The organism is Curtobacterium sp. NPDC098951 (genome assembly GCF_044759965.1).
GTDB lineage: Bacteria > Actinomycetota > Actinomycetes > Actinomycetales > Microbacteriaceae > Curtobacterium.
Genome location: NZ_JBIWAG010000006.1, coordinates 20,333 through 41,480, shown reverse-complemented (window position 1 = coordinate 41,480; position 21,148 = coordinate 20,333). Strand labels below are relative to the sequence as shown.

General features: G+C 71.2%; 22 protein-coding genes. 7 read left to right on the top strand and 15 right to left on the bottom strand.

The annotated features are described in order from the left end of the window. Nucleotides 1–20: 20 nt before the first annotated feature. From ACIQUC_RS15235 to ACIQUC_RS15215, 5 genes are all read left to right on the top strand, one after another. Nucleotides 21–473, top strand: coding sequence for an SRPBCC family protein (locus ACIQUC_RS15235; protein WP_022907626.1), 453 nt, complete (start codon nt 21–23; stop codon nt 471–473). Nucleotides 474–711: 238 nt separating this feature from the next. After that, nucleotides 712–1,155, top strand: a complete 444-nt coding sequence (locus ACIQUC_RS15230; RefSeq protein WP_402268549.1) for a hypothetical protein — start codon at nt 712–714, stop codon at nt 1,153–1,155. Continuing rightward, a complete protein-coding gene (locus tag ACIQUC_RS15225; RefSeq protein WP_022907624.1) occupies nt 1,152–1,610 on the top strand; it encodes a hypothetical protein in 459 nt (152 codons plus the stop codon). The genes ACIQUC_RS15230 and ACIQUC_RS15225 overlap by 4 nt, the downstream gene beginning before the upstream one ends. Beyond that, on the top strand, nt 1,607–2,557 hold the full coding sequence (locus ACIQUC_RS15220) for a hypothetical protein (protein WP_402268544.1): 951 nt from the start codon (nt 1,607–1,609) through the stop codon (nt 2,555–2,557). Before ACIQUC_RS15225 ends, ACIQUC_RS15220 begins: the two co-directional genes overlap by 4 nt. Further along, nucleotides 2,554–3,612, top strand: coding sequence for an alpha/beta hydrolase family protein (locus tag ACIQUC_RS15215; protein WP_402268541.1), 1,059 nt, complete (start codon nt 2,554–2,556; stop codon nt 3,610–3,612). Before ACIQUC_RS15220 ends, ACIQUC_RS15215 begins: the two co-directional genes overlap by 4 nt. A 282-nt stretch (nt 3,613–3,894) precedes the next feature. On the opposite strand, the gene ACIQUC_RS15210 is transcribed toward ACIQUC_RS15215, so the two are convergent. Next, nucleotides 3,895–6,411, bottom strand: a complete 2,517-nt coding sequence (locus tag ACIQUC_RS15210) for an ATP-dependent Clp protease ATP-binding subunit (protein ID WP_402268538.1) — start codon at nt 6,409–6,411, stop codon at nt 3,895–3,897. Between the two features lie 222 nt (nt 6,412–6,633). On the opposite strand from ACIQUC_RS15210, the gene ACIQUC_RS15205 reads away from it, so the two are divergent. Next, nucleotides 6,634–7,566 (top strand): NAD(+)/NADH kinase, encoded by a 933-nt coding sequence (locus ACIQUC_RS15205; protein ID WP_402268535.1) that lies wholly within the window; start codon nt 6,634–6,636, stop codon nt 7,564–7,566. A gap of 166 nt (nt 7,567–7,732) precedes the next feature. On the opposite strand, the gene ACIQUC_RS15200 is transcribed toward ACIQUC_RS15205, so the two are convergent. Further along, on the bottom strand, nt 7,733–8,803 hold the full coding sequence (locus ACIQUC_RS15200) for a sigma-70 family RNA polymerase sigma factor (protein WP_402268532.1): 1,071 nt from the start codon (nt 8,801–8,803) through the stop codon (nt 7,733–7,735). A gap of 341 nt (nt 8,804–9,144) precedes the next feature. Further along, complete coding sequence (locus ACIQUC_RS15195; RefSeq protein ID WP_022907621.1) at nt 9,145–9,312, bottom strand: hypothetical protein; 168 nt, start codon at nt 9,310–9,312, stop codon at nt 9,145–9,147. A 140-nt stretch (nt 9,313–9,452) separates the two neighbouring features. On the opposite strand from ACIQUC_RS15195, the gene ACIQUC_RS15190 reads away from it, so the two are divergent. Further along, entirely contained in the window at nt 9,453–9,635 is a 183-nt protein-coding gene (locus ACIQUC_RS15190) for a hypothetical protein (RefSeq protein WP_402268528.1), read from the top strand. A 36-nt stretch (nt 9,636–9,671) separates the two neighbouring features. Here the strand turns inward: ACIQUC_RS15190 and ACIQUC_RS15185 are convergent, their stop codons facing one another. The 12 genes from ACIQUC_RS15185 to hpt all read right to left on the bottom strand — a co-directional run bounded on the left by ACIQUC_RS15185 (nt 9,672) and on the right by hpt (nt 21,141). Further along, entirely contained in the window at nt 9,672–9,875 is a 204-nt protein-coding gene (locus tag ACIQUC_RS15185) for a hypothetical protein (protein ID WP_402268525.1), read from the bottom strand. A gap of 98 nt (nt 9,876–9,973) precedes the next feature. Further along, nucleotides 9,974–11,194 (bottom strand): formaldehyde dehydrogenase, glutathione-independent, encoded by a 1,221-nt coding sequence (gene fdhA, locus ACIQUC_RS15180; protein ID WP_402268522.1) that lies wholly within the window; start codon nt 11,192–11,194, stop codon nt 9,974–9,976. 164 nt (nt 11,195–11,358) lie between these two features. Next, nucleotides 11,359–12,879, bottom strand: coding sequence for a lysine--tRNA ligase (gene lysS, locus ACIQUC_RS15175; RefSeq protein WP_402268519.1), 1,521 nt, complete (start codon nt 12,877–12,879; stop codon nt 11,359–11,361). 55 nt (nt 12,880–12,934) lie between these two features. After that, a complete protein-coding gene (locus tag ACIQUC_RS15170; RefSeq protein WP_402268516.1) occupies nt 12,935–13,627 on the bottom strand; it encodes a Rossmann-like and DUF2520 domain-containing protein in 693 nt (230 codons plus the stop codon). Beyond that, on the bottom strand, nt 13,624–15,438 hold the full coding sequence (locus ACIQUC_RS15165; protein WP_402268513.1) for a PH domain-containing protein: 1,815 nt from the start codon (nt 15,436–15,438) through the stop codon (nt 13,624–13,626). The genes ACIQUC_RS15170 and ACIQUC_RS15165 overlap by 4 nt, the downstream gene beginning before the upstream one ends. 8 nt (nt 15,439–15,446) lie before the next feature. Beyond that, entirely contained in the window at nt 15,447–15,968 is a 522-nt protein-coding gene (locus ACIQUC_RS15160; RefSeq protein ID WP_402268510.1) for a PH domain-containing protein, read from the bottom strand. A 90-nt stretch (nt 15,969–16,058) separates the two neighbouring features. Beyond that, the gene (locus ACIQUC_RS15155; protein ID WP_022907613.1) at nt 16,059–16,550 is read right to left on the bottom strand and encodes a DUF3180 domain-containing protein; all 492 of its coding nucleotides are present in this window, start codon (nt 16,548–16,550) and stop codon (nt 16,059–16,061) included. Continuing rightward, nucleotides 16,547–17,107, bottom strand: coding sequence for a 2-amino-4-hydroxy-6-hydroxymethyldihydropteridine diphosphokinase (gene folK, locus ACIQUC_RS15150; protein WP_402268507.1), 561 nt, complete (start codon nt 17,105–17,107; stop codon nt 16,547–16,549). Before folK ends, ACIQUC_RS15155 begins: the two co-directional genes overlap by 4 nt. After that, nucleotides 17,104–17,505 carry a dihydroneopterin aldolase gene (folB, locus tag ACIQUC_RS15145; protein WP_402268504.1) on the bottom strand — a complete coding sequence of 134 codons (402 nt, stop codon included), beginning with the start codon at nt 17,503–17,505 and terminating at the stop codon, nt 17,104–17,106. Before folB ends, folK begins: the two co-directional genes overlap by 4 nt. Then, nucleotides 17,502–18,476, bottom strand: coding sequence for a dihydropteroate synthase (folP, locus tag ACIQUC_RS15140; RefSeq protein ID WP_402268501.1), 975 nt, complete (start codon nt 18,474–18,476; stop codon nt 17,502–17,504). The genes folB and folP overlap by 4 nt, the downstream gene beginning before the upstream one ends. 6 nt (nt 18,477–18,482) lie before the next feature. Then, nucleotides 18,483–20,468 carry an ATP-dependent zinc metalloprotease FtsH gene (ftsH, locus tag ACIQUC_RS15135; RefSeq protein ID WP_022907611.1) on the bottom strand — a complete coding sequence of 662 codons (1,986 nt, stop codon included), beginning with the start codon at nt 20,466–20,468 and terminating at the stop codon, nt 18,483–18,485. 121 nt (nt 20,469–20,589) lie between these two features. Next, nucleotides 20,590–21,141: a hypoxanthine phosphoribosyltransferase gene (gene hpt / locus ACIQUC_RS15130; RefSeq protein ID WP_070417327.1), complete on the bottom strand. Its 552-nt coding sequence runs from the start codon at nt 21,139–21,141 to the stop codon at nt 20,590–20,592. Nucleotides 21,142–21,148: the final 7 nt, after the last annotated feature.

Below are 21,148 nucleotides of genomic sequence, written 5' to 3'. Positions count from 1 at the left end.
CGCCGCCTACCGTCCGGTGCATGCCTCAGATCATCGAAACCGTCGACGTCAACGTCCCCGTCGCAGCCGCCTACGGCCAGTGGACCCGCTTCGAGGAGTTCCCGCACTTCCTCGACGAGGTCGAGAAGATCGTCCAGGTGGACGACACGACCACCGACTGGACCGTCAAGGTCGCCGGCCAGGAGCGCCAGTTCCGTGCCGTCATCACCGAGCAGCACCCCGACGAGCGCGTCGCGTGGACGGTCAAGGACGGCGACACGGACCACGCCGGTGTCGTCACCTTCCACAAGCTCTCCGACGACGAGACCCGCGTCACCGCGCAGATCGACTGGGAGCCGTCCGGCTTCCTCGAGAAGCTCGGCGCCGCGGTCGGTGTCGGCGGACACGCCATCAAGAAGGACCTGCAGAACTACAAGGAGCGCGTCGAAGCGGCGCCCACCGACACCGGGTGGCGCGGCGACGTGCAGGCCTGACCAGGCCGACGCGCGAGAGCGCGACCACGGTCGAGACGGGAGGCGCGGTGCCAGCTGGCACCGCGCCTCCCGTCCGTCGTCGGCTCGCGACCACCCCACGGCGCCAGCCGCCTGTTCGGCATCCCCCCACGACATGCCGACCTGACGAACGGGCGTGCGCCTGGCAGAGTGGGTCCCGCTGGCCTCGGCGCTGGTCCAGTTTTACCATGTCTGAGACAGATGTACAGGGCGGGGAGACATGATCGAGTACACCGACGACGACGCGCACCGACGAGAACTCTCGCGGAAGCTGCAGCTCCTCATGGACGTCGTCGAGGCGAACACCGGACAGCGCCCGCCCTACAAGGAGATCGCGGCGGAGATCGAGGCGCAGGGTGCGTCGATGAGCCGCCCGCGGTGGGGCTACATGCTCGGGGGGAACGGGCCGGCCGTCCGCGACCAGCGTCTGCTCGTCGCACTGGCCGGGTACTTCGGTGTGCCGCCCGAGTACCTCACCGACGCCGCGGGCAACACCGACGTCCCGGAACGGGTGCAGGCGCAGCTCGAACTCGTCCTCGAACTCCGCAAGCGCGAGGTCGTGGCGTTCGCGACCCGGCGGCTCGGCGAGTTCGCCTCCGCGGCCGAGATCCGCGACTTCACCGAGCATGTCCGGCGCCTCGACGACTCCGGGGCGACGTCGTGAGCGGGTTCGCCGACCGCAGCGGCGCCCGCCGCCGGCAGGCCGAAGCACGGCGGAGCGTGCAGCGTCTCGGGCTCCCCCGCCGGCTGACGCTCCCCCAGCTGCTCGTCCGCGCCGAGGCGACCCTCGGCAAGCCGATCCGCCTGCGGACGACGGCGCTCCCCGGCGATCTCTCGGCGCGACTCATCCAGCGCACCGACCACGCCCTGCTCGAGACGCGCCCCGACCTGTCCGAACGGTCCCGGGTCGCGAGCATCCTGCACGAGCTCGCGCACGTGTTCCTCGCCGACCCGGGCTGCGACCACGAGGCCTACACGGGACTCCTCACCGGGCGGACGGCGTTCACCCGCTCCCTCGACACCCCGCACGAACAGGCGGTGGAGCTCGTCGCCGACCAGCTCGCCCTGCGGATCGGGCTGCTCGACCCCGACGGGGTGCCGCGCGGGATCTTCCGGTGACCCTGCACGTCTGGGGGTCGATCCCGGTCTGGCTCATCCTGGCCGTCCTGGTGGTCCGGCTCTGGCTGGTCCGGACCCAGTCGGCGAGCGTCAGCTGGCTCATGGTGTGCTGCGCCTTCGTCGCGGTCGGGCTGAGCATCAACCAGCCCGACGTCGTGACGTTCCTCGGCGGGCTGACCCACGAGCCGAACATCGCCGACCTGCTCGGCCGATGCCTGATGGTGTGCGGCCTGTTCGCGCTCGCGCAGTCGGTCGAGGCCGCGGCCCGGTCCGCCCGACTCCTCCGCCCGAGCCGGCTCGTCGGCATCGTCGTGGTCCTCGTCGCCCTCGTCGTGCTGTTCCTGCTGATCGACGCCCCCGAGCCCACGTCGAGCTTCATGGTCGTGTACGGCGACCAGCTGCCCACGGCGCTGTACTCCGCCGTCGAGATGACGTACGTCGCCGTGGTCATCACCCGGTCGGCGCTGGCGGTCCTGCGCGGCTTCCGCGAGGGCGACGGGCTCGGCCGCACGTACTGGCTCTTCGTCGTCGGCGCGGCCGCGATGGTCCTGCTCGCGGCCATCGCGATCGCGCTCGACGCCGTGCACGTGCTCGGGTTGGACGGCGCGGTCCGGGTGCTCGGGGCGGTCTACGCGCCGGTCTTCCTGACGTCGATGGTCCTGCTCGCCGTGGGCGCCGCGGGCGGGGTGCTCCCAGACGCCGTCCGAGAGTTCCGCGACTGGCGGGCGACCCGGCTCCGATTCCGGACACTCGAACCCGAACTCCGACGGCTCGAGGGCGACTCGGGCAACCGGGGCCTCTACTTCACGATCGCCTGGCAGCGTCGCCAGTGGCGGAGCCGGCTGCACCGGTTGTCCGTCGAGATCGAGGACCGCGCGCGCGAGGCCGGGCAGAGCATCCCGGCCGCCGCGACGCTCACCACCGCACGACCGGAGGAGACCAGATGACCGGCGGACGCATCGCCGCACTCGGCACCGCAGCAGGTGCCGTCGGGACGCTCGGGTTGGGCGCGTTCGTCGCGCGCCGCCTGCTCTTCCCCACCCCGTACACAGCGACCGCCACGGTCCGGCACGCGACCGCGACCGAGACCGAGTTCGTGGCCACGCGCGACACCCGCCTGCCCGGGACGTACCGGCTCACCCGCGACGGCGTGGGGCTGGGCGTGCACGAGGTCACCGGGACCGGTGACGGCACGGTGCGGCGACGCACGGACAGCGCGCCGGCACTCGGCGAGTGGGGCTGGGACGCCCTGCTGTACGACGACCTCGCGGACGTCCCCGGCGACGAGCCCGCGGATGCCCCCGGCCACGAGCCCGCGGACGTCGCCGGTGGCGACCCCACGGATGGCCCCGGCGACGAGCCCGCGACGGCCGGCACGCACGTCGTCCACGTGCACGGCCAGTCCCTCGGCCCCCGACAGGTGCTGCGCGGCATCCCGGTGTGGCGCGCCCTCGGGGCGACGTCCGAGGTCGTCGACACGACCGACCTGCCGCTCCGCTCGCTCGACCCCGGTGCCGTCGACCGCATCGTGACCGCGGTCCGGGCAGCCCAGCGCCGCGGCGCGACCCGGGTCGTGCTGCAGGGCTGGTCGGCCGGTGCGCTCGCGTGCTCGGTCGCCGCCTCGCGGGTGGAGGTCGACGGGCTGGTCGGGATCGCACCGCTGCTCAGCGTGTCCTCGGCGCTCCGCGGCGCGGTGTCGGTCGCACACCTCCCCGCGTTCGTCGGGACCGTCGCCGCACGGATCGCGACCACCGGCGTCCTGTCACGGTTGGCCGGCGCAGCTGCTCCCGTCCAGACGACCGCGTGGCAGGCGTCGGCGACCCCGACCCTGCTCGTGCACTCGGCGGCGGACGCCCTCGTCGCCGAGGCCGACGTCGCCGCGCAGACCGCACACCCCCGGACCCGCGCCGTGGCGTTCCGGACCGCCCCGCACACGCTCGAGTGGAACGAGGACCCCGAGCGCTGGGAGGGCGCCGTCCGGGACTTCGCGGCCACCCTCTGACGCGGCCGTCCCGCGGGGACGATCCTGCCCGGAATGCCATCGGCCCCGGTCTGCGGAGCAGACCGGGGCCGGCGCGTCTCGACCTGTTGGGGGGAACCGGTCGAGCGCTGCGTGCGAGGTGTTGGGGGGAACCCCTCGCGCACAGACACCACCGTACCCCCGGACGGGGGCCGGTGGTACCGCGACGCGCGAACCGTCCGCGCCGCGCCGTCCGCACCACGACGTGACGGGAGGGACGGTGCCAGCCGGCACCGTCCCTCCCGTCACGTCTGCGGCTGGGTCCTAGGACTCGATCTCGCCCTGCGGAGCGTCCGTCGCCTCGACGGCGGCAGCCCCGGCGAGGACCTCTTCGCGGCCCGGCTGACGCCCGGTCTCGAACTGGAACGAACCGTCGGTGAAGTCGACCTTCACGTGGTCGCCGGCGTTGAGCTCACCCTGCAGGATGTGCTCCGACAGCTGGTCCTCGACCTCGTGCTGCATCGCGCGACGCAGGGGACGCGCACCGAGCGACGGGTCGAACCCGACCTTGATGAGCTGCTCCTTGGCGGCGAGCGTGAGCTCCACCGTCATGTCGCGGTCGAGCAGACGGTCGGCCAGGCGCTTCACGAACAGGTCCACGATCTGCAGCAGCTCGGGCTGCGACAGCTGCGGGAACACGATCGTGTCGTCGACGCGGTTCAGGAACTCCGGCTTGAAGTGCTTCTTGAGCTCCTCGTTCACCTTCGCACGCATGCGGTCGTAGCCGACACCCGAGTCACCCTCGACCTGGAAGCCCACCGGGCCACCGGCGATGCCCTGCGAACCGAGGTTCGTGGTCATGATGATGACGGTGTTCTTGAAGTCGACCACGCGGCCCTGACCATCGGTCAGACGACCCTCTTCGAGGACCTGCAGCAGCGAGTTGAAGATGTCCGGGTGGGCCTTCTCGATCTCGTCGAAGAGGACCACGGAGAACGGCTTGCGGCGCACCTTCTCGGTGAGCTGGCCGCCCTCCTCGAACCCGACGAACCCGGGAGGGGCACCGAAGAGTCGCGAGACGGTGTGCTTCTCACCGAACTCCGACATGTCGAGGGAGATCAGTGCACCCTCGTCGTCGAACAGGAACTCGGCGAGCGCCTTGGCGAGCTCGGTCTTCCCGACGCCCGTGGGGCCGGCGAAGATGAACGAGCCCGAGGGGCGGTTCGGGTCCTTCAGGCCGGCACGGGTGCGGCGGATGGTCTTGGACAGGGCCGAGATGGCCTCTTCCTGACCGATGACGCGCTCGTGCAGGGCCTTCTCCATGAAGACGAGACGCGAGGTCTCCTCTTCGGTGAGCTTGAAGACCGGGATGCCCGTGGCCTGCGCCAGGACCTCGGCGATGATGCCCTCGTCGACGGTGCCGGACGCGGCGACGTCACCCGCACGCCACTGCTTCTCGAGGCGGAGACGCTCGCCGAGGAGCTTCTTCTCCTCGTCGCGGAGCGATGCGGCCTTCTCGAAGTCCTGCTCCTCGATCGCGGCTTCCTTCGACCCGCGGACCGTCGAGATCTTCTCGTCGAACTCGCGGAGCTCCGGCGGCGCCGACAGGATCGACAGGCGGAGGCGTGCGCCGGCCTCGTCGATCAGGTCGATGGCCTTGTCCGGCAGGAAGCGGTCCTGCACGTAGCGGTCGGCCAGGTTTGCCGCGGCGACGATCGCACCGTCGGTGATGGACACCTTGTGGAACGCCTCGTACTTGTCGCGGAGGCCCTTGAGGATGTTGATCGCGTGCGGCAGCGACGGTTCGTTGACCTGCACGGGCTGGAAGCGACGCTCGAGGGCGGCGTCCTTCTCGAAGTGCTTGCGGTACTCGTCGAGCGTGGTGGCACCGATGGTCTGGAGCTCACCGCGGGCGAGGAGCGGCTTGAGGATCGACGCGGCGTCGATCGCGCCCTCGGCAGCACCGGCACCGACGAGCGTGTGGATCTCGTCGATGAAGACGATGATGTCGCCGCGGGTGCGGATCTCCTTCGTGACCTTCTTGAGGCGCTCCTCGAAGTCACCGCGGTAGCGGGACCCGGCGATGAGCGACCCGAGGTCGAGCGAGTAGAGCTGCTTGTCCTTCAGCGTCTCGGGCACGTCGCCCTTGACGATCGCCTGGGCGAGGCCCTCGACGACGGCGGTCTTGCCGACGCCGGGCTCACCGATCAGGACGGGGTTGTTCTTGGAGCGACGGGAGAGGATCTGCATGACCCGCTCCATCTCCTTCTCGCGGCCGATGACCGGGTCGAGCTTGCCGTCGCGCGCCGCCTGGGTGAGGTTCCGACCGAACTGGTCGAGGACCTGCGAACCCTGCTGAGCGTTCTGCTGCTGCTCGCCGCCGACGGCGACCGCTTCCTTGCCCTGGTAGCCGGACAGGAGCTGGATGACCTGCTGGCGGACGCGGTTGAGGTCCGCGCCGAGCTTGACGAGCACCTGGGCGGCGACGCCTTCGCCCTCGCGGATGAGGCCGAGCAGGATGTGCTCGGTGCCGATGTAGTTGTGGCCGAGCTGCAGCGCCTCGCGCAGGGACAGCTCGAGCACCTTCTTGGCGCGCGGCGTGAACGGGATGTGCCCGGTCGGCTGCTGCTGGCCCTGCCCGATGATGTCCTGGACCTGCTCGCGGACGGCATCGAGCGAGATGCCGAGCGACTCCAGCGCCTTGGCGGCGACGCCCTCGCCCTCGTGGATGAGGCCGAGGAGGATGTGCTCGGTGCCGATGTAGTTGTGGTTGAGCATCTTCGCTTCTTCTTGAGCGAGGACGACAACACGACGGGCTCGGTCGGTGAATCTCTCGAACATGTGCTCTCCCTTGCCGGACCGGAGCTGGCCCGGTGACGTACATCGAGACTAACCAGCGCACCCCGGGTGGTCTGCCCCTGTTCGCCGTGGGCGTGACCTCGTTGCGTCAGGCGGGCAGGCGAGGGCCTGGAGGCGCGGTGCGGGTCCGTCACGCGGCGCGCGCCCGGCGGGCGGCGGAGCCACGACCGGGGTCGTCCCGGGTCGGGTCGGTACCATCCGAGCATGGAGCAGCCCGTCGTCGGACTCGTCGTCCACCCGACCAAGAACGTGCAGGAGTCCGTCGCGACCCTGCAGCGCTGGAACGCCTCCGGCCGCGGTCGCCTCGTCGCCCGTCGGGCCGACGCCCAGCGCATCGGCGGTGGCCTCGACGTCATCGGCGACGAGGACTTCACGGAGGAGGTCGACCTCGTCGTCGCGCTCGGCGGTGACGGCACCATGCTCGGTGCGATGCGCCTCGTGGCGAAGCGCCCGGTGCCGGTGCTCGGCGTCAACTACGGCAACGTCGGGTTCCTCGTCGAGATCGAACCGCCGGAGCTCGAGAACGCGCTCGAACGGCTGTCCGCTGGCGACTACCAGCTCGAACCGCACCACGCGCTCGAGGCCCGGCTGTCCTGGAGCGGTGCGCGGACGGACTACCTCGCGTTCAACGACCTCACGATCGTGCGGCGGCCCGGCGCGGGGCAGGTCTCCGCTGACCTCAGCGTCGGCGGCCTCGGGTACGGCTACTACCGGGCCGACGCGATCGTCGCCGCGACCCCGGCGGGCTCCACCGCGTACAACTACGCCGCCGGCGGACCGGTCCTCTCCCCCGCGTTGTCCGGCTCCGTCGTGACGCCGGTCGCACCGATGGCCGGGATCGACCGTGCCGTCGTCCTGGCCGCGCGCGAGCGCTACCGGTTCGACATCGCCGAGGGCACCCGCAGTGCGGCGCTCGAGGTCGACGGGCTCGTCGTCGGCGAGGTCGCGACGGGCGCCCAGCTCGACGTCCGCCTGCGGAAGGACGCCGGCAGCGTGGTCCGGCTCGACGCCGAGCGCCACGGCCGGACGGGCCGCGTCAAGCTCAGCCTGCTCGACCTGCCCGTGCGGCCGGACCAGCTCATCGAGCTCATCCCGCAGGACCTCCGCCAGAAGCTCGGGCGCGAGGTCGAGGAGTAGCGGCCCGGTCGCTCCGCGCGGAAGGGTGCGACGCGCCCCCGGGAACGTGAATGGCCCGCTCACGCCGAAGCGCGAGCGGGCCGTCCCATCACCCCACCGGATCGTCTTCCCACAGAACGACCCGGTTCCCCTTCCGGTGTTCGCACACCGGCCGAAGTCATCCGACCTAGTCGGTCAGGTACAGCTGCATGTCCTGCGAGACCGCCTTGGCGAAGAGCCGCAGCTTGGCGCGGGACTCCACACGACTGACCGCCTGGCGGGTCGTGTGGACGATCTTCGAGATCTCGTCGAGCGTCATCGGCTTGTCGTCGTCGAGGCCGTAGCGCATGCGGATCACGTTCGCCTCGTCGCTCGGCAGTTCGGCGACGATCGAGCGGATGTCGCGGTGGAGCAGCGTGGTCTCGGTGAGCTCGTTCGGGGACGCGGCGTCCTCGTCCTCGATGAAGTCGCCGAGTTCGCTGTCGTCCGAGTCGCCGACGACGGTGTGGATCGACACCGGCTCGTGCGAACGGCCCTTGAGGTCGACGAGTTCCTCGACGCTCATGCTGAGCTCCGCCGCGACCTCGTCGGGCATCGGCGCACGGCCGAGGTCGACGGTGAGATCGCGCTCGGTGCGGGAGATCTTGTTGATCAGCTCGACCGTGTGGACCGGGATGCGGATGGTGCGGGCCTTGTCGGCGAGGCCACGCGAGATCGCCTGGCGGATCCACCAGGTGGCGTACGTCGAGAACTTGTAGCCCTGCGTGAAGTCGAACTTCTCGACCGCGCGGACCAGTCCGAGGTTGCCTTCCTGGATCACGTCCATGAAGGGCAGGCCACGCTGCGAGTAGCGCTTGGCGATGCTCACGACGAGGCGGAGGTTCGAGGTGATCATGCGCTCCTTGGCGCGCTCACCGTCGCGGACCAGCCAGCGCAGTTCGCGCTGCAGGGTCTTCGCGAGGCCCTTCTCGGTGTTCAGCTTCTCCTCGGCGAAGAGGCCGACCTCGATGCGGCGGGCGATCTCGGCTTCTTCCTCGGCGGTGAGGAGCGAGAGCCGGCCGATGTGGCGCAGGTAGTCACCGACCTGGTCGACCGAGGCGCCGCGGACACCAGCGAGCTGCTCGTCGGCCTCGACCTCGGTGTCGAGCGTGGTGGTCTCGACCGCGGTGACCGTGGTCTTCGCTGCCGCCGTCTTCTTGGCACGGCGCGCGGCGGGGCCGGTGGTCGTCGTCTTCGGTGCTGCTGTTGCGATCGTCATGATGACTCCCTGCGTTCGACGGGTGATGACCTCGTTGGGGGGTGTCATGAGTAAAGCGGCCCGGAGGTGTACCCCACAAACCGATCGGATCGATTCTCAGGCTTCTCCGTGCTTCACCATGGATACCGTCCCCCGAGGGGTACAGCCTGTCGTCAGTCTGGTCCCCCTCGTCGCCGGAGAGCAAGGGGATGCCGCCGTGTTTCCGGCGTTGCATCGGTGTTTCTTGCTCGTTTCCGATCCTGTACCCCGGGCGGCCGCGTCGAGTGGACACGAAAAAGGGGTACGGCGGTCCGGATCGTCGCGATCCGATCGTCGTACCCCGAAAGCCGGAGGGGTGGGGGTCACCAGGAGGGTTCGAGCCACCCCTCGCGACGCTTCGAGACCTCGAGGTCGGCGTCCCGGTCGAACTCGTCGTACTCGCTCTCGATGTCGCCGACGAGGCTGCGCCCGGTGAAGACGCCGCCGCGGTTCGCGAGGACACCACCGGTGATGATCTGCGTGATGGACATGCCGACGATGCTCGCGCCGGTGGGCGACGTCGGGGTGAACGGCCGGTGACCGTGTCCGGACGCTCAGACGTCGATGTCGTCCTCGTCGCCGTCACCGTCGGGCCACACGGATCGTCGCGGGACGCATCGGGCACGGCGGTGTGGCCGAAGGCGTCCTCGGGGTCGAGGTCGGCGAGGTCAACGGGGTCGACGGGGTCGGTGGGGTCGGGGCGGTCGACGAGGTCAGCGGTCGCATGGGATCCCGGTCCGGCGTCGACGCCGAGGTGACGGTCGGTGGGCTCCGGGTCCTGGCGCATGCGCGTCAGGGTCGCACCCGGCGGTGAACGCCGGGTGAAGTCGACCGCGCTCGGGGCGCGGGACTACTCGGCCGAGGCCGGTGCCGGCGCCGGGACGCCGTGCTCGCGCTCGAAGCGGGCGCGCTCCTCGGCCTCGACCTTGGCGTAGGCGGCACGCTCGGTGCGGTCGGCCCGCAGGATGGCGCGCATCACGAACCAGAAGATGAGGCCGACCACGACGGTCGGCGTCAGGGCGAAGATGATCCCGGTCACGACTCCATGCGGCACGCGAACATGGTACGCCCTCGAACCCGTATCGCCCCCGGCAGCGAGCAGCCCGGCCGCCCGTGAACGGACGAGCCGGGCTGCCACCGGTGCGTGGTCCCTCACGCGGCGGGGATGAGCCCGTTCGGGTTGAGGACGTACTTCGTCGCTGCGCCCTTGTCGAACTCGGCGTAGCCGCGCGGGGCGTCGTCGAGCGAGATCGCCGTCGCGTTGACGTTCTTCGCGATGCTCGTCCGGTCGTGCAGGATCGCCATCATCAGCTGGCGGTTGTACTTCATGACCGGGCACTGGCCCGTGGTGAACGACAGCGACTTCGCCCACCCGGTGCCGAGGCTCAGGGACAGTGCGCCCTTCTGCGCCGCCTCGTCGATGCCGCCCGGGTCGCCGGTGACGTAGAGCCCGGGGATCCCGAGCGCCCCACCGGCGGCGGTGACGTCCATGAGCGAGTTGAGCACCGTCGCCGGCGCCTCGTGGTCCGACCCCGAGCCGTGGCCCTTCGCCTCGAACCCGACGGCGTCGATGCCGCAGTCGACGAGCGGTTCACCGAGGATCTGGTCGATCTGGTCGGCGGGGTCGCCCTTGGTCAGGTCGACCGTCTCGCACCCGAAGGTCCGCGCCTGGGCGAGCCGGTCGGCGTTCATGTCCCCGACGATCACGACGCTCGCGCCGAGCAGCAGCGCTCCCGTCGCGGCGGCGAGACCGACCGGCCCGGCACCCGCGACGTACACGGTCGACCCGACCTCGACACCGGCGGTGACGGCGCCGTGGAAACCGGTCGGGAAGATGTCGGACAGCATCGCGAGGTCGAGGATCTTCTCCATCGCCTGCTCGCGGTCCGGGAACTTCAGCAGGTTCCAGTCGGCGTACGGCACGAGCACGTACTCGGCCTGACCACCGACCCAGCCGCCCATGTCGACGTACCCGTACGCACTGCCGGGACGGTCCGGGTTGACGTTCAGGCAGATGCCGGTCTTGCGTTCCTTGCAGTTCCGGCAGCGCCCGCACGCGATGTTGAAGGGCACCGAGACGACGTCACCGACCTTGATGAACTCGACGTCCCGCCCGACCTCGACCACCTCGCCGGTGATCTCGTGCCCGAGCACGAGGTCCGCCGGTGCCGTCGTCCGGCCGCGGACCATGTGCTGGTCGCTGCCGCAGATGTTCGTCGCGATGGTGCGCAGCACGGCACCGTGGTGGACCTTGCGCCCGACGTTCGCCGGGTTGACCCCGGGTCCGTCCTTGAGCTCGAAGGTCGGGTACTCGGTCTCGATGACCTCGACCTGACCGGGCGCCTTGTAGGCGACCGCGTGGTTCGTTGCCATGGTGATCCTCCTCGATCCCTGGCACCCCGGGACCGACGATCGACCTGCGCTCGCCCCCACGCCGTCGTGGGGAGTCCTCGTCCGGGGCGTACCCGGGACGCTACGCGCACGACCGTGGGCCGCGCGCAGGCAGCGGGCGGCGGTCGACGCCGCCCGCTCGCGCGCTACTTGACCAGCGGGAAGAGGATCGTCTCGCGGATGCCGAGGCCTGTGATGGCCATGAGCAGCCGGTCGATCCCCATGCCCATGCCACCCGACGGCGGCATCGCGTGCTCGAGGGCCCGCAGGAACTCCTCGTCGACGCGCATCGCCTCGAGGTCGCCCCCGGCGGCGAGCTTCGCCTGCTCGACGAACCGCTCGCGCTGCACGACCGGGTCCACGAGCTCGGAGTACGCCGTCGCCAGCTCGAAGCCGCGGATGTACAGGTCCCACTTCTCGACGATGCCGGGGCGGCTGCGGTGCTGGCGGGTGAGCGGCGAGGTGTCGACCGGGAAGTTCATGACGAACGTCGGACGGTCGAGCGAGTCGATGACGAAGTGCTCCCAGAGCTCCTCGACGTACTTGCCGTGGGTGGCGTGCGCGACCTCGACGCCCTCGGCCTCGGCGAGCGCCTGCAGCTCGGACAGCGGCGTCCCGGGGGTGATCTCGCGACCGGCCGCCTCGGACAGCGAGCCGTACATGTCGATGCGCGGCCAGTCGCCGCCGAGGTCGTAGGTCGTGCCGTCGGCCCAGGTGACCTCGAGCGAGCCGCCGGTCACCGCGCGGGCGGCGTTCTGCACGAGCTCCTGGGTGAGGTCGGCCATCTGCTCGTAGTCGCCGTACGCCTGGTAGGCCTCGAGCATCGCGAACTCCGGCGAGTGTGTCGAGTCGGCGCCCTCGTTCCGGAAGTTGCGGTTCACCTCGAAGACGCGGTCGATGCCACCGACGACGGCGCGCTTCAGGAAGAGCTCCGGCGCGATGCGGAGGTAGAGCTCGGTGTCGAAGGCGTTCGAGTGCGTGACGAACGGCCGGGCCGAGGCGCCGCCGTGCTGGGTCTGCAGCATCGGCGTCTCGACCTCGAGGTACTCGTGGTCGGTGAAGGTCTGCCGGAGCGACGCCATCACGGCGGCGCGGGCGCGGACGGTGGCGCGGGCCTCGTCGCGGACGATGAGGTCGAGGTACCGCTGGCGGACCCGGGTCTCCTCGTTCAGCTCGTTGTGCAGGTTCGGCAGCGGCAGGATCGCCTTCGCCGCGATCTGCCAGTCGTCGACCATGATCGACAGCTCGCCCCGGCGCGAGGAGATCACCCGGCCGTGCACGAACACGTGGTCACCGAGGTCGACGAACTCCTTCCAGCGGGCGAGGGACTCGTCGCCCACCTCGGCGAGGGACACCATCGCCTGGATGCGCGAGCCGTCGCCGGACTGCAGGGACGCGAAGCAGAGCTTGCCGGTGTTGCGGGAGAACACGATGCGTCCGGCGACGCCGACGACGTCCTGGGTCTCCTCGCCGGTCTCGAGGTGGGCGTACTGCGCGCGCACGGCGGGGATCGTCGTGGTGATCGGCAGCCCGGCCGGGTACGCCTCGATCCCCGACTCGAGGAGCTTCGCCCGCTTGTCGAGCCGGACCTGTCGCTGCTCGCTGGTCTCCGCGGCGGCGATCTCGTCGGCGGAGGGCTCGGTGGCGGGTGCGGTCTCGTCGGTCATGCTGGTGCGGCTCCGATGGTCGTGGGGGTCCCGGAAATCGTACAGCGCGGCCGGTCTAGAGCGTCGCCTGCCCGTCGGCGGCCGCGAGCGCGTTGTCGACCGCCGTGCGGACCAGCGCGCCGAGCACCCGCCCCGGGTACTCCACCCCGATGCCGGACAGGGTGCCGGCGGACTGGTCGACGATCGCGGTCGAGAAGCTGACGGCGGCGCGGACGGCGTCGGCGTAGGCGGGACGGTCCTGCTCGGTGACGACGAACGGCTCCGCGCCCATCTCGACGACGAGCGCCTGTGCGATGGGGAGCACGGGCGCCGGCGCGGTGACGGCGCAGTACGCGTCGCGGAGCCGGACGAGGTCCACGCTGGTGCCGGTGAACGCCATCGCGGGGTGGATCGCGAGCGGGATCGCGCCGGCCGCCATCGCGGGTGCGAGGATGCCGACGCCGTGGTCGGGGCTGGTGTGCACGACGAGCTGCCCCGGCTGCCAGATGCCCGCGTCGGCGAGCCCCTGCACGAGACCCGCGAGCTGGTCGTCCGGCACCGCGAGGAGCACGAGCTCGCTCCGCTCGACGAGGTCGGGCGTCTCGAGGACGGGGGCACCGGGGAGCATCGCCTCGGCGCGGTCGCGTCCGGCATCGGACACGGCCGTCACGCCGACGACGGCATGCTCCGCGTTCGCGAGGGCCGCCCCGAGGACCGGTCCGACGCGTCCGGCGCCGAGGACGCCGACGCCCAGTCGTCCCGCCCTCACCGCGCGGCTCCCGGCGGTGGGACCGCGCCCCACGGCGATCCGGGAGGCGCGGTGCCGGTCGGTCGCGCCGGCTCGGCACCGCCGGGGGCCGGTTCCGGCGACCACCCGCGGGGCGCGACGGACGCGGCGGGGGCGTGCTGCGCCTGGTGGCCCGCAGGACCGTCGACCGCGACGGGTGCGCCGGGGGCGACCCGCGCCTCCCGTTCGCGCCACCGGTGCGACGTGTCGGCCGCAGCGGCCTCGACCGCGCGGGCCGAGGTGTCCGACCACAGCCGCTGCGCGTCCCGCGCGTCCAGCGCGCCGATGCTCGCCGAGACCGGGCCCTGCACCGTCTGCACGTGCACGGACGCGAGGCGGAGCGCACGCTCGAGCGGCCCCTGCGAGACCTTGACGCTCTGCACCCGCGGCAGCGGCACGATGACGAGCGACCGCCAGACGGCACCGAGCCGGAGCAGGACGGCACCCGGGACGAACCGGTACCCGTTGCGCCGGAACGCGAACGGGCGGAGCCACGCGCCACGGCGTGGGGAGTGCACGAACCCGCCCCGGTCGCCCGTGGTGGTGAGGCTGTCGTCGACGACGTCCACCGCCACGGCCGAGCCCTCGCGGAGCTGCTCCTGCGACGCGGCGGGACCGGCGACGGCGGTGCCGACGAGGCCGGGCAGGATGATGTCGAGGACCTCGCGCACGTCCCGCGCGGTGCCGACGGGCAGCACGATCGACGAGACCTGCTGGTTGTTCGACGCCCCGTTGCCGGCGTTCGTCGCACGGTTGATGCGGACGTCCCACCAGCCGAACGGTCGCCACAGCAGCGGCTGCGCGACGCTCACGGCGTGGATGCGACCCGGGGGCAGGGTCTCGTTCGAGGTGGACACGAGCCCGAAGCCGATCCGGATGCCGTCGCGGGTCTCGGCGATCGTGTACTGCAGCGAGCGCGAGAACTTGCGGACGTAGTAGCCGCCGGCGCCGATGACCGCCGGGAAGAGACCGAACAGGATCCCGTACTCGCCGGTGAGCGCGACGCTGACGATCATCGCCGCGACCGCCGCCAGGATGAACACGGTCGTGCCGGACAGCAGCATCGAGGCGATCAGCCGGCCGGGGTGCACCTTCACGATCCGGGTCGCGCGGACCGCGGCGGGGTCGAGCTCGGGCGAGAAGATCTCGTCGACGCGGTCCTGCAGCACGCCGTTCGAGGCGCGGGCCGGGTCGTGCTGCCGCTCGTCGTCCTTCGCGCCGGAGGCCAGGACGAGGATGCGCTGCCGCAGGTCGTCCGCCGCCCGGACGCCGAGGTACGCGAGCTGCACGTTGGCGTCGTTGCCGGCCTGCGCGATCTCGAGCTTCGCGGTGCCGAAGATCCTCGGGACGAGCGGCCGCGAGATGTTGATGCCCTGGATGCGGTCCAGCCGGGCCTTGCGGTTCGTCCGGAACAGCACGCCCGAACGGACCTCGACGATCTCGCCCGTCACCCGGAACTCGTGCATGCGCCAGGACAGGTAGAAGAGCCCGATCAGCACGACGAGCACCACCACGATGCCGAGCAGCACCCAGCCGACGACACCGTGCTCGTAGACGTACCGCACCGGGTCGCCGTCGTCCTGCGGACCACCGCCGGGGATGAAGAACTCGACGAGCTGGTCCCGCAGGCTGTTCAGCACGTAGCCGAGGACCACGATGAGGAAGATGCCGCCCTTGAGCAGCGGCGTCAGCGGGTGCATGCGGTGCCACTCGCCGTCGGTGAGCGGCGCGGCAGCGGCGGCGTCGCCCCGGTGCGGCGGAGCGGGCGGCGGCGGGCCGGGTCGGAACGTCATCGGACCCCCTACAGCCCGGCGCGACGGGACTCGGCGAGCTCGACCAGCCGATCGCGCAGCTCGTCGGCGTCGGCGAAGGGGATGCCGGGGATCCGGACGTTGGTCGACGCGGCGGCCGTCACGAACTTGAGCTCGCTCATGCCGAGCACCCGGTCGAGGGGTCCGCGGTTGACGTCGACCAGCTGCATGCGGCCGTACGGGACCGCCGTGAACCGCTGCCACATCAGGCCGCGTCGGAGGATCAGGTCGTCGTCGCGCAGCGCGTACCCGATCGCCCGCACCCGACGGGGCGTCAGGACGGCGGTCACGAGGGTCGCGATCGCGACGGCGATGCCGACGAGCGTCCAGACGGTGCCGGCGGTGCCGGTGAACCCGCCGCTGACGACGCCGATGATGACGCAGCCCGCGGTGACGACGGCCCCCACCAGGACGGTGCTGACGAGCTCGGTCCAGACGAGCTTCGGCGACACCCGGGTCCAGGTGGTGCCGGTCAGGCCGAGGCCCGGCTCGTCGAGTCGTTCACGCGGCATCGCGGGCCTCCTGCGGTCGGGTCGTGCTGGGTACGCCGGGTGGGTGCGCCGGCGGCGCGCCGCCCCGGTGTCCGTGTGCCTCGGTCGTGGTCAGTGTGCCTCGGTCGTACCGCCCCGGGGGAGGTCGTCGTCGTCATCGTCCCCCGGAGGAGCGATGCACATGCGTTCGGCGACGAGTGCGCACACCGTCAGCACGAGCCCACCCCCGACCGCCACGGCGTTCGGCAGGACCGAGCCTAGCGAAGGGAACGCCGACCGGGTCAGGAGGTAGACGAGGAGGCCGGCACCGAACCCGCCGAAGAGCGCGCCGGCGATGCTCGAGGCCTTCGCGAGCACCACGACGCGGGTCGCGTAGAGCGGGTCGACCGAGCGGGCCCTGGCGGCGCCGTCGCGTGCGTGCCGCCGGACCGGGCGGGCCATCAGGACGACCGCGATGCCGATGAACGCGAGCGTCACACCGAGGGGCGTCGCGAGGAACAGCGTCGGCGCCTGGCGCGAGGCGAGGACGGCGTCGAGGGCGAAGCCGGCGACCGCGGCGACGACCGCGACGCTCAGCAGGGTGGAGGCGCGGGTGGGCTTCACGAGGCGGCTCCGGCCGCGGGGTCCGCCGCGGGCCCGGAGGCGCGGCTCGACTCGTCGAAGAGGCGCGGCTCGTCGACGCGTTCGGTGTCGTCGCCCACCTGCGCCAGCAGGTCGGCCACCGGCCCGACGCCGGGCAGCACCGCGTCCGGGTCGGCGTCGTGCCACGGCGCGAGCACGAACGCCCGCTCGCCGGCGCGCGGGTGCGGCACCGTCAGCGTGGCGGTGTCGATCGACAGGTCGTCGTAGGCCACCAGGTCGAGGTCGAGCGTCCGGTCGCCCCAGCGCACCTCGCGCGTGCGGCCGTGGGTGTCCTCGATGCCGTGCAGGGCGTCGAGGAGCTCCTGCGGCTCGAGGTCGGTGTCGACGACCACGACGGCGTTCCGGTACCGGGGCTTCGAACGGTCGGGGCCGTCGAGCGTGACGGCGACCGACTCGACCTCGCGGCTGGACGCCACCGGACGGACACCGGGCAGCTCGGCGATCGCCGTGGCGGCGGCGCGCAGGGTGCTCCCCCGGTCGCCGAGGTTCGCGCCGAGGGCGACGACCGCCCGGCTCACTCTTCTTCCTCGACGGCGGAGCCCGGGGCCCGGACACCGCCACGGGTCCGTCGGATGGTGATCGACACGTCGGTGAACGGCACCGTGATGGGCGCCTGCGGCTTGTGCACCGTGACCTCGGTCGCCAGGGCCGCGCGGTGGGTGAGCACGGCGGCGGCGATGCGCTCGGCGAGGGTCTCGATGAGGTCGACCGGGTCGCGCTCGATCTCGGCCACGACCTGCTCGGCGAGCACCCCGTAGTGCACGGTGTTGTCGAGGTCGTCGGTCCCGGACGCGACGCGGGCGTCGACCTCCACCGCGACGTCGACGACGAAGTCCTGGCCGTCGGCGCGTTCGTGGTCGAAGACCCCGTGGTGGCCGCGTGCGCGGACCCCGGTCAGGCGGATGGTGTCCCTCATGATCGAGCTGCCCTCCAGGCGTCCCAGACGTCGAGCACGGCACGGGTCGGTGCCGGGTCGTGCACGCGCACACCCCACGCCCCGCGTTCGGCGGAGAGCAGGCTGATGGCGGCGGTGGCGAGGTCGCGGTCCTTCGGCGGGGCACCGGCGGCACTGCCGACCCCGTCCAGGAACCGCTTGCGTGAGGCGGCGACGAGCACCGGCAGTCCGATGGACGCGAACCGCTCGTACCCCGCGAGGATCTCCCAGTTCTGCACGCCCTGCTTGGCGAACCCCAGGCCCGGGTCGATGACGACCTGTTCCTGGCGGACCCCGAGGACGATGAGCTCGGCGACGCGCATCTCGACCTCGCGCCGGACCTCGTCGACGGCGTGCACGTACTCGGCGTTGCGGTACATGCGGTCGCTGTGCCCGCGCCAGTGCATGACGACGAAACCGGCACCGGTGTCACGGACGACCCGCGCCATGTCGTCGTCGGCAAGTCCGCCGGAGACGTCGTTGACGATGGCGGCACCGAGGTCCACCGACCGTTCGGCGGTCGCGGCGTTCATCGTGTCGACGCTCACCGTGATGCCCTCGGCGACGAGCTGCTGCACGACCGGGAGGACCCGACGCTGCTCGACCTCCACCGGCACGCGCTCGGACCCCGGCCGGGTCGACTCCCCGCCGACGTCGACGATGTCGGCCCCGGCGGCGACGAGCGCACGGGCGTGCTGCACGGCGGCGTCGTAGGCCTGGTGCAGGCCCCCGTCGCTGAAGGAGTCCGGCGTGACGTTGAGGATCCCCATCACCCGGGTCCGGTCGTCGGTCGGTGCGCCGCGGTCACGGTCCCGCCGCGGGCCGGTCACGATCTCCGGCACCGGGGCGGGTGCACGGAGGTCGATCGCGACCGTCGGCGGTTCGGCCGCGGCGGCCCGCGCCTGGCTCACCTCGGCGAGCCGACGCGAGCGCCTCGTCGGCAGGTCCGTCATGCCGGCCTACGCGGGGGCGATACCCGGGTTGCCGAAGGGACGGCGACGGGGCTTCGACGACTCGTGGTCGGACTGCTCGGACGCGGTCTGCGCGGCCTTGCCCGGCACCTCGATGGCGGGCAGGTTGCTCACCGGACGCTTGTCGCTGGAGAGCCACTGCGGGCGCTCCGGCAGCTTGCGCACGTCCTTAAAGATCTCGACGAGCTCGGGGGCGTCGAGGGTCTCCTTCTCGAGCAGCTCGCCGGCCAGCCGGTCGAGGATGTCGCGGTTGTCGTTGAGCACCTGGTACGCCTCGTCGTGCGCGGCCTCGAGCAGGGCTCGGGTCTCGGCGTCGACCGTCTCGGCGATGTTCTCCGAGTAGTCGCGGCTGGTCCCGCCGCTCATGTCGCGGCCGACGAACGGCTCGCTCGACCCGGAGCCGAGCTTGACGGACCCGACGGCACGGCTCATGCCGTACTCGGTGACCATCTTGCGGGCGGTGCCGGTGGCCTTCTCGATGTCGTTCGACGCACCCGTGGTCGGGTCGTGGAAGACGATCTCCTCGGCGACGCGCCCGCCCATGGCGTACGTGAGCTGGTCGAGCAGTTCGTTGCGGGTGACGGAGTACTTGTCCTCGAGCGGGAGCACCATCGTGTAGCCGAGGGCACGGCCGCGCGGCAGGATCGTGATCTTCGTCACCGGGTCGGTGTGGCGCATCGCGGCCGCGGCGAGGGCGTGACCACCCTCGTGGTAGGCCGTGATGAGGCGCTCCTGGTCGGACATGATGCGCGTGCGGCGCTGCGGTCCGGCCATGACGCGGTCGACGGCCTCGTCCAGCGCACGGTTGTCGATGAGCTGCGCGTTCGAGCGGGCCGTCAGGAGCGCGGCCTCGTTCAGGACGTTCGCCAGGTCGGCACCCGTGAAGCCCGGCGTCTTGCGGGCCAGCAGCTCGAGGTCGACGCTCGCGGCGAGCGGCTTGCCCTTCGCGTGCACCTCGAGGATCTGCTTGCGGCCGGCGAGGCTCGGCGCGTCGACGCCGATCTGGCGGTCGAAGCGGCCGGGGCGCAGGAGCGCGGGGTCGAGGACGTCGGGGCGGTTCGTCGCCGCGATGAGGATGACGTTCGTCTTGCCGTCGAAGCCGTCCATCTCGACGAGGAGCTGGTTCAGCGTCTGCTCGCGCTCGTCGTTGCCGCCGCCGATGCCGGCGCCGCGGTGACGACCCACCGCGTCGATCTCGTCGATGAAGACGATGGCGGGCGAGTTCTGCTTCGCCTGCTCGAACAGGTCACGGACGCGGCTCGCGCCGACACCGACGAACATCTCGACGAAGTCCGAACCGGAGATCGAGTAGAACGGCACGCCCGCCTCGCCGGCGACGGCTCGGGCGAGCAGCGTCTTGCCGGTGCCGGGAGGGCCGTAGAGCAGCACGCCCTTCGGGATCTTCGCGCCGACGGCCTGGAACTTCGCGGGCTCCTTCAGGAACTCCTTGATCTCCTGGAGCTCCTCGATCGCCTCGTCGGAGCCCGCCACGTCGGCGAAGCTGACCTGCGGGTTCTCCTTGTTGTTCATCTTCGCCCGGGACTTGCCGAACTGCATGACCTTCGAGCCACCGCCCTGGGCGTTGGCGAGGAGGAACCAGAACAGGGCGCCGATGATGAGGAACGGCAGCAGGATGCCGAGCAGCGAGAGGAACCAGTTCGACTGCTGGACGGTGTCGTTGTAGCCCTTGGGCAGGTTCGCGTCGTTGACGGCCTGGATGACCTCTTCACCGCGGGGCGTCGAGTAGTAGAACTGCTCGTGCGCGTTGCCGTCCTTGAGCGTCAGGTCGACCCGCTGCTCGGTGGAGTTCACCACCACGGACGAGACCTTGCCGTCGGAGAGCTGCTGGAGGCCCTTCTGCGTGTCGATCTGCTGCGTGCCGGACTGGCTGATGACCGCCCAGCCGATCCAGATCCCCACGATCGCGATGAGCACGTAGATGTACGGCCCGCGAAGGATGCGCTTGAAGTCCATGTGATCCGGGCAGGTCGCCCGACACCTTTCTCTGCCGAAGTTGCGTGCTGGTCAGCATACGGCTGCGATTCTGTGGCGAGAATGGGTGTCCTCTGCGGGCGAACTCCACCCGCCACCAGGATCAGCTGTAGACGTGCGGCGCGAGCACGCCGACACCGCGCAGGTTGCGGTAGCGCTCGTCGTAGTCCAGCCCGTACCCGACCACGAAGGCGTCCGGGATGTCGAAGCCCACGTACTTCACGTCGACCTCGACCTTGGCGGCCTCGGGCTTGCGCAGCAGTGCGACGATCTCGACGCTCGCGGCCCCGCGGGACTCGAGGTTCTGCTTGAGCCACGACAGCGTCAGACCGGAGTCGATGATGTCCTCGACGATGAGGACGTCGCGCCCGTGCAGGTCCGTGTCGAGGTCCTTGAGGATGCGGACGACACCGGACGACTTCGTGCCGGAGCCGTACGACGACACCGCCATCCAGTCCATGCGGGCCTGCATCTTGAGGTGGCGCGAGAAGTCCGCCATCACCATGACGGCACCCTTGAGGACACCGACGAGCAACGGGTCGCGCCCCGCGTAGTCGGCGTCGACCACCGCGGCGAGCTCGGCGAGCTTGTCGTCGATCTGCTCGGGGGTGAAGAGGACTTCGGACAGGTCTGCCTGGACGTCGGAGAGTTCCACCACCCCA

What these genes read in the sequence shown, in the direction of transcription:
- ACIQUC_RS15235 (WP_022907626.1), top strand. Translation starts at nt 21, where the DNA reads ATGCCTCAGATCATCGAAACCGTCGACGTCAACGTCCCCGTCGCAGCC.
- ACIQUC_RS15230 (WP_402268549.1), top strand. Translation starts at nt 712, where the DNA reads ATGATCGAGTACACCGACGACGACGCGCACCGACGAGAACTCTCGCGG.
- ACIQUC_RS15215 (WP_402268541.1), top strand. Translation starts at nt 2,554, where the DNA reads ATGACCGGCGGACGCATCGCCGCACTCGGCACCGCAGCAGGTGCCGTC.
- ACIQUC_RS15210 (WP_402268538.1), bottom strand. Translation starts at nt 6,411, where the DNA reads ATGTTCGAGAGATTCACCGACCGAGCCCGTCGTGTTGTCGTCCTCGCT.
- ACIQUC_RS15205 (WP_402268535.1), top strand. Translation starts at nt 6,634, where the DNA reads ATGGAGCAGCCCGTCGTCGGACTCGTCGTCCACCCGACCAAGAACGTG.
- ACIQUC_RS15200 (WP_402268532.1), bottom strand. Translation starts at nt 8,803, where the DNA reads ATGACGATCGCAACAGCAGCACCGAAGACGACGACCACCGGCCCCGCC.
- ACIQUC_RS15195 (WP_022907621.1), bottom strand. Translation starts at nt 9,312, where the DNA reads ATGTCCATCACGCAGATCATCACCGGTGGTGTCCTCGCGAACCGCGGC.
- fdhA (WP_402268522.1), bottom strand. Translation starts at nt 11,194, where the DNA reads ATGGCAACGAACCACGCGGTCGCCTACAAGGCGCCCGGTCAGGTCGAG.
- lysS (WP_402268519.1), bottom strand. Translation starts at nt 12,879, where the DNA reads ATGACCGACGAGACCGCACCCGCCACCGAGCCCTCCGCCGACGAGATC.
- ACIQUC_RS15165 (WP_402268513.1), bottom strand. Translation starts at nt 15,438, where the DNA reads ATGACGTTCCGACCCGGCCCGCCGCCGCCCGCTCCGCCGCACCGGGGC.
- ACIQUC_RS15160 (WP_402268510.1), bottom strand. Translation starts at nt 15,968, where the DNA reads ATGCCGCGTGAACGACTCGACGAGCCGGGCCTCGGCCTGACCGGCACC.
- folB (WP_402268504.1), bottom strand. Translation starts at nt 17,505, where the DNA reads ATGAGGGACACCATCCGCCTGACCGGGGTCCGCGCACGCGGCCACCAC.
- folP (WP_402268501.1), bottom strand. Translation starts at nt 18,476, where the DNA reads ATGACGGACCTGCCGACGAGGCGCTCGCGTCGGCTCGCCGAGGTGAGC.
- ftsH (WP_022907611.1), bottom strand. Translation starts at nt 20,468, where the DNA reads ATGGACTTCAAGCGCATCCTTCGCGGGCCGTACATCTACGTGCTCATC.